We start from the raw sequence: 6,530 nt of genomic DNA on the forward strand, positions 1-6,530 counted from the left end.
ACACTACCTCGCGGCTCTCGATCGCGAACTCGACACCGATCCGACCGACACCGATTCGCCGTTCTGACGAGAAACCAGCACTCGCGCGCGACCACGGCTAGATGATCAGATTTCTACGGTTTCTCGTGATCGCCAACACCTTGCCAATCGAATCTACGATCTGAACCAACGATTCGGCCGTCTTCTCCGCGATCGAACGGCCCTGCGCCACTTTCTTTCCGGAGCCCTCGATCAGCTCTGTCGTCTCCTTGGCTGCTTGCGCGCTGCGCTCGGCCAGGTTCCGAACTTCTTCGGCCACTACCGCGAAGCCTTTGCCATGCACGCCGGCTCGCGCTGCCTCTACTGCAGCGTTCAATGCGAGCAGGTTCGTCTGGAACGCGATCTCGTCGATCACCTTGATGATCTTCGAGATGTCCTGGCTCGAGTCGTCGATCTCCTTCATCGCGGATACCATCGACTTCATCTGCTCGTCCCCGCCCTCAGCCGAAGACCGGGCCGCTACCGAAAGCGAAACCGCCTGCGTCGCGTTCTCTGCATTTTGTCGCGTCTGTCCCGCCATCTCCTCCATGGTCGAACTGATCTCCTCGAGTGAGGCTGCCGACTGAGAGGCATTGTCCGAGAGTTTTTGACCTGTCGTGGAAATCTGCGCTGAGTTGCTCGCGACTTCCCCGGAGGCATGTCGAAGCTCACCGAGCACGCCACCCAGGCTCCCGACCATTGCCTTGAGCGCAGCCGACAGCATGTCATTGTCCGAACGGACCTCAATGTCGGCCGAAAAGTCACCCTCACCCAAGGTCTTCGTCGTCTCGGTAATGTTCTGCATCGCACCGATCAAGACGTTCAAACGATCCCGCATGGGGACCAGATCGGCAGCGACGTCTTCGTCGATCCGCTCCGGAACCGCACCCTCCGCAACAGAGGCAAGAACCTCCGCCAGCATGTCCGCGTTCTGCCGGGCCTTCTCCGCTTCCGTCACGACCTCCCAAGCAGCCATTGAACCGATGTCTTTTCCGTTTTCATCAAACGCTTTCGCCGCTGTCAGACGAAGAGTCTCCGGCCCGAGATGAATCAGTGTCGAGTGGGGAAGGTTCCTGGCTTCGCCCAGAATCTGTCGCTGCACGGACGGATCTTTGTGGAAGATGTCGATGCAGGTTCCCATCATGTCGTCCACAGCAATCGGAAGGTGCTGCTGCAGACGTCGCAGCTCTTGCTCGGACGCCGGATTCATGTAGACGAGCTCGAAATCCGGGTTGACCGCCATCACGTTCATCGGCACACCCTCGATACAGGCGCGAAGACGCGCCTCCCGAACTCGCTGCAACCCCAGTTCCTTCCAATCCACCCGATCCTGGTTCAGAGCCTCTCGAATCCTACCCATGGCAGACGAAAGCCCGGACGCGACAACGCCAAGCTCGTCCTGCGCATCACTTCCTACCTGGACATCAAGCCTCCCGGATTCGAGCGCGTCAACGGTTTCGAGCAGCGCAGGGATGGGTCGCGTGATCGTTCTTGCGAACCAGTACGCTGCCGAAAGGATGAGAAGCATTGCAGCCAAGCCCACCGTGAGGGCGGACCGAACCATTTCTCTCGAAGCTGCGAACGCCTCCCCGACATCCAGGCGTGCGAGCACGCCCCAGCCGAACCCCGGAAAACGCGCCACACCCTTGGATGCTGCGAACCCATTCAACTGATCGATACCGCGACGCTTGTGCATTTCGACAACGGACCCGGACTCTCCCGCTGAGACCCGTTTCACGGCTTCGAGTCCGAGCGCAGCCAGATTGAAGTCGCTCATGATCGCTTCTTCATCTGCATCTTCGATCAGCTGACCTGTTCGGGCGACTACCTGCGTCTCGAGTGTCTTGTAACCTCGGGATCCCAGCTCATCACGCATAACCTGCATGATGTCTCCAATGATCCGCTTGGAAGAGGCAAGGTTGACCCAGACGCGAACCATGCGGCCTTGCTCGTCGTAGATGGGGGCTGCGAAGAGCAAGCTGAGGCCACGGCCACCGCGGGCTTTGGCCGCGAAGGCATCCTCTTGGAGGTCCCGAGCGAAGCTCTGGCCATTTCCAACCGACCCATCGCGAATCCCCTCGAACCAATTCTCCCCTGCGACACTGGAGCCAACGATTTCGGCGGTGGGAAGTGAGCGACCCTCCTCATCTTCGGAGCTCACCGCGATGACCCTGCCCTGCATATCGGCCAAGTACATCAGGTCGTAGACCCCATAGGTACGTACGAGGGAATTGGCCTTCGCCTCGATGTCTTCGGTTGGACCTGTCGCGATCGGACTTGCTGCGAAAACCTGGACTTCGGCGTAGCGCTGAGACAAGTCCCGGTCGATCTTGTCGATTGCGCCAAGCGCCTGCATCTCCAGGAACTCGCCAGCTCGATCCGCCAATGAGGCTCGAGCCTGGCTGACTTCGATTGCCGTGACGACGACCAAAGGCAGAAGACCGACCAGCACACCGGCAATCATCAATTTCCCGCGCAACCCGAGAGCTCGATCCAACTTGACGCCCAGGGAGCTCAATTCAGGTCTCCTGGGGAGTCTTCCGGGATTGCAGCGACATCGTCCAGGAGCCTGCCCAGATCGATCAAGATCCTCACCTTGCCTTCGATCTGAACCAGTCCTGTCACGACCGAATCCCTAACCATGGATTTCTTGCGCCGCGGCGCGTCTTCGATCGAACACGGAGGAACGTCGATGACATCGGAGATCGTGTCGACCAACAAACCAACTGACGTATCGTCGAGCTGGACTACCACGATGCAGGTTCTCCGGTCGACTTCCCGCGGCTCCATCGCAAGGCGTGTACGCACGTCCAGCACCGGAATGACCGTCCCGCGAAGATTGATGACGCCGCGCATATAGGGGCGAGGATCGGGAACCGGCGTGAAACGCTGAGCACCAATGATCTCGGCGATATGCGCGATCGGGACACCGTAGACTTCATCAGCCACGATGAACGTCAGGTATTTGGGAGCGGACTCCGCGTTGGCCGACTCGTCGAACTCGACCGCCATTTCCTCGCCAAGATCCAGGAGCTCTGTACTCACGAATCGACCCCCGTTGCCCACTCTGCCTGGATTGCCTTGGCGTCGAGAATCAGGCTGATGTCGCCGTTACTCAGAATCGAGCATCCCGAAACGCCGCGGACACTGCCGAGATACTTTGGCAACGCTTTGATCACTGTCTGCCGCTGGCCGACCAGCCCGTCTACGAAGACGGCGAAGGAGTTTCCGTGCTCCTCGATCACCACCAGAATTCCCTTGCCCAACTCCGTTTCCGCCCCCAGCACACCATGGAGTTCCTGGATTCTCAGAATCGGGAGGAGGTCCCCCCGGATGCTGACCATCTCCTGGCCATCACTGAGCTGCGTCACATCTCCTGGCTCGACCGTGACTGACTCGCGAATCGCCAAGAGTGGAATCGTGTAGACCGACTCGCCCACCCTCACCAACATCCCCTCGACGATCGCGAGGGTGAGAGGTAGACGAATCGTGATCGTCGAGCCCTCCCCGGGCCGACTGTCGATGTCGACTCGGCCACCGAGCTCGTCGATGTTTCTCCGAACCACGTCCATCCCAACGCCCCGGCCGGAAACGTCGGTGACCTGTGCGGCTGTCGAAAAACCGGGAGCGAATATGAAGCGGTAGATTTCGGCGTCGCTCAGATCTCCCCGCGCGGAATCGATCAGACCCTTGCCTTGCGCTTTCTCGAGAATCGCGTTCCGGTTCAGTCCTTTCCCATCGTCTTCGATCGTGATCCAGATTTCGCCGCCTTCGTGCTTGGCCTCCAGTCGAATCTGACCCATCTCTGGCTTGCCTGCGGCGACCCGATCTTCCGGATTCTCGATTCCGTGATCCACTGAGTTTCGGATCAGATGAACCAACGGATCAGCGATAGCTTCGACGACGGTCTTGTCGATCTCCGTCTCCTCGCCGATCAGTGCAAGCTCCACCTGCTTTTCCTGTTTGCGTGCGAGATCACGCACGAGCCTAAGCATTTTGCGGAACGTTCCGGAGATCGGAACCATCCGAACGCTCATGGCCACATCCTGAATCGAACGTGTGATCCGATTCAGCTGCAGACTCGCCTTCTGGAAGTCCTCGAAGTGATGGCCTTCGAGATCGGGGTTGTGGGTCACCATGGTCTCGGCCAGGATCAACTCTCCCACCAGATCCATCAGAGTGTCGAGTTTCTCCAGGTCGACCCTGATGTTCCCGGCCGAAGGTTGCCGCTTCTTCTCGTCCTTGTTCTTCACAACGGCAGTGCTGGGAACATCCGGAACCGTTTCGCGTGGCGTGGTTGAAGCTGATTCAGCGTTCGGAGCGGACGCCTCGGATGCCTCTTTCGTCTCACCGGCGTTCTCGGCTTTTTCGCCCGCCCGGAGCGCTTCGGTCGCACTACGTAGATGGTCGATCTGTTCCAGGAGTTCTGTGACGACTGTTGGAGTAGGCGCCTCGCCCGATTCTCGGGACGCGTCGAGAAGGGTCTCCATTCCGTGCGCCATACCCTCCATCTCCGAGTATCCGAAGAAGCCACAGTTGCCCTTCAAGCTATGAAGGGATCGAAAAGCAACCGCTACGAGCTCGACCTCGTCGGGTTCGTGTTCCAGCCGAAGGAGGGCGGATTCAGCCGCCTCGAGCTGCTCGAGGGCATCGCTCACGAAGCTCCCCACAAGGTCGTCGGTAATCGCAGCCGACTCGTCGATCGGAGCTTCCGCAACCGCCTCGACGGCGGTTGGAACCGAATCCGAGGCCACTTCTGGCGCGGCAAGCTCCGGCGAACTGGTTGCAGCCTCGACAGCTGGAAGTTCCAGATCGGGTGATCCGATCGACGGACCCGCGGAACCCTCCATTTCCCCCCGGATCTCCTCGACGAGTGCCTGCGCTTCGTCCTCCCGACCCGCATCGTGGAATTCAGATTCGATCTGATCGAGCAGCTCGAGAATGAAATCCATGGCTTTACACAATACGGTGATGTGCCGCGGTGCGAGCTGGGCCGTGCCCTTCCTGAAGGTATCGAGGAGTGATTCGGCCTGGTGGGTGACTGCAACGAGATTGTTGAGATCGAGGAAGCCGCCACTTCCCTTCATCGAATGGAAGGCTCTGAAGATCGCGTCGATCCGGGAGATATCGGTTTCCCCCGAACTCTCGGACTCTGTCTCGAGCTCGACGAGGACTGGCTCAACGTCGCCAATCATCTCGCGGCTCTCAACCACGAAGTCGATACATAGCTCCTGATTTTCGTCGAGAGTGTCTGCCATCTTTCCGCTTTCCCGGCTCCAAGTGATGTGGGTCGTCATCGGCGACCGACGCACCTTGTTAACAGGCGATTCCCCTATGTTTCATTTTTTTTTGATAAATCTTGCTCCACTCGGGGTTTTGCCTGAGGAGGTCCGCGCACGCTCTTCCGACAAGTCGCTGAAACATGGTTCCGCGTCATCCATCTGGAAGGTTCGAATCAAAATGAGTGGTCTAGGAGAAAGCGCGGCGGCCGCGGAATCTGAGTTTCGACAACTCGTTACGTTCCGTGTGCAATCGCAATACTATGCCGTCCCCATAGAGTCAGTCGTCGAGATGACTCTTCAGACCCATATCGACCCCATCGTCGGGTCCCCTGTGTGGGTTCGGGGAATCATGCAGCTCCGCGACCGGGTGCTGCCGATCCTGGACCTCCGCTCGAGGCTCGGGATCACGGATATGAGTGAAGAGGTCGACGTGCTCGAAGCGGAGCTCCTGCAACACAAGCAGGATCACATTCGCTGGCTCAAGACCCTGGAAGAATCCTGCGCAACCGGTTCACGATTCGAACTCGAGAGAGACCCGACCCAATGCGCATTCGGCCTCTGGTTCTTTTCCTTCAAGACCGAAGATGCGATCCTTTCCAATCAAATCGCCAAATTCGAGGGGCCGCACAATCGTATCCACACCCTCGCCGATCGCTGCCTCGGGATGGCGGCCAACGGGCAACAGGACGCGGCCCAGAAGGAAGTCGACGCAGGTCGCGAAGTCGACCTTGGTGACATGATCCGAATCACTGACGCCACCGTGAGCGAAATGAGAGAACGAAGCCATCAGATGGTCGTCATCCTCCGGGGCGAAAAAGAAAACCTTGGGCTTGCTGTCGACAAAGTCGAGTCGGTCACAACCGTGGACAGCGAACACGTGGAGCCGCGACCACTACAAGACCTGGACTCGAGCGGATCGGTGCCCGCGCCTGACGAGGAGTTGCTCGTCACCTCGGTCGTACGATCCGAGAACAACGGCGGCCTCATTCAGGTTCTAGATGTCGAAAAGCTCTTCGCCTCCGCAGGAGTTGGCTATTCGGACTCGGCGCCCGATGAGAGCTCGCAGATCTCGATGGATGCGAGCCATACCTAGCAGGCTGCGGAAAAACCCCGTGCGGGTCCGCCAATCGGTTGGTACACGCATGATCAGGGGGTGAGAGATGCGCGGAACCGATCACGACCAGTCTGCGATGTTCAGCTACGTGTCGCCAGAAGCGCGAATTCCGGCGG

4 protein-coding genes are annotated in these 6,530 nt (G+C 59.0%); 1 reads left to right on the top strand and 3 read right to left on the bottom strand.

All coding sequences use genetic code 11. From position 1 onward, the window contains the following. Positions 1-97: 97 nt before the first annotated feature. The 3 genes from GY937_16885 to GY937_16895 are packed head-to-tail and all read right to left on the bottom strand — an operon-like array spanning position 98 to position 5,276. Entirely contained in the window at positions 98-2,536 is a 2,439-nt protein-coding gene (locus tag GY937_16885) for a HAMP domain-containing protein (protein ID MCP5058381.1), read from the bottom strand. Then, positions 2,533-3,063, bottom strand: a complete 531-nt coding sequence (locus GY937_16890) for a purine-binding chemotaxis protein CheW (protein ID MCP5058382.1) — start codon at positions 3,061-3,063, stop codon at positions 2,533-2,535. Before GY937_16890 ends, GY937_16885 begins: the two co-directional genes overlap by 4 nt. Further along, the gene (locus tag GY937_16895) at positions 3,060-5,276 is read right to left on the bottom strand and encodes a chemotaxis protein CheA (protein ID MCP5058383.1); all 2,217 of its coding nucleotides are present in this window, start codon (positions 5,274-5,276) and stop codon (positions 3,060-3,062) included. Before GY937_16895 ends, GY937_16890 begins: the two co-directional genes overlap by 4 nt. A 25-nt stretch (positions 5,277-5,301) precedes the next feature. Here GY937_16895 and GY937_16900 point away from each other — a divergent pair, with 25 nt between their 5' ends. Then, positions 5,302-6,393: a hypothetical protein gene (locus GY937_16900; protein MCP5058384.1), complete on the top strand. Its 1,092-nt coding sequence runs from the start codon at positions 5,302-5,304 to the stop codon at positions 6,391-6,393. Positions 6,394-6,530: the final 137 nt, after the last annotated feature.

It is taken from the genome of bacterium, from assembly GCA_024228115.1.
GTDB lineage: Bacteria > Myxococcota_A > UBA9160 > UBA9160 > UBA6930.

Coding starts and splice junctions, on each gene's coding strand:
- GY937_16900 (MCP5058384.1), top strand. CDS start 5,302: ATGTGGGTCGTCATCGGCGACCGACGCACCTTGTTAACAGGCGATTCC.
- GY937_16895 (MCP5058383.1), bottom strand. CDS start 5,276: ATGGCAGACACTCTCGACGAAAATCAGGAGCTATGTATCGACTTCGTG.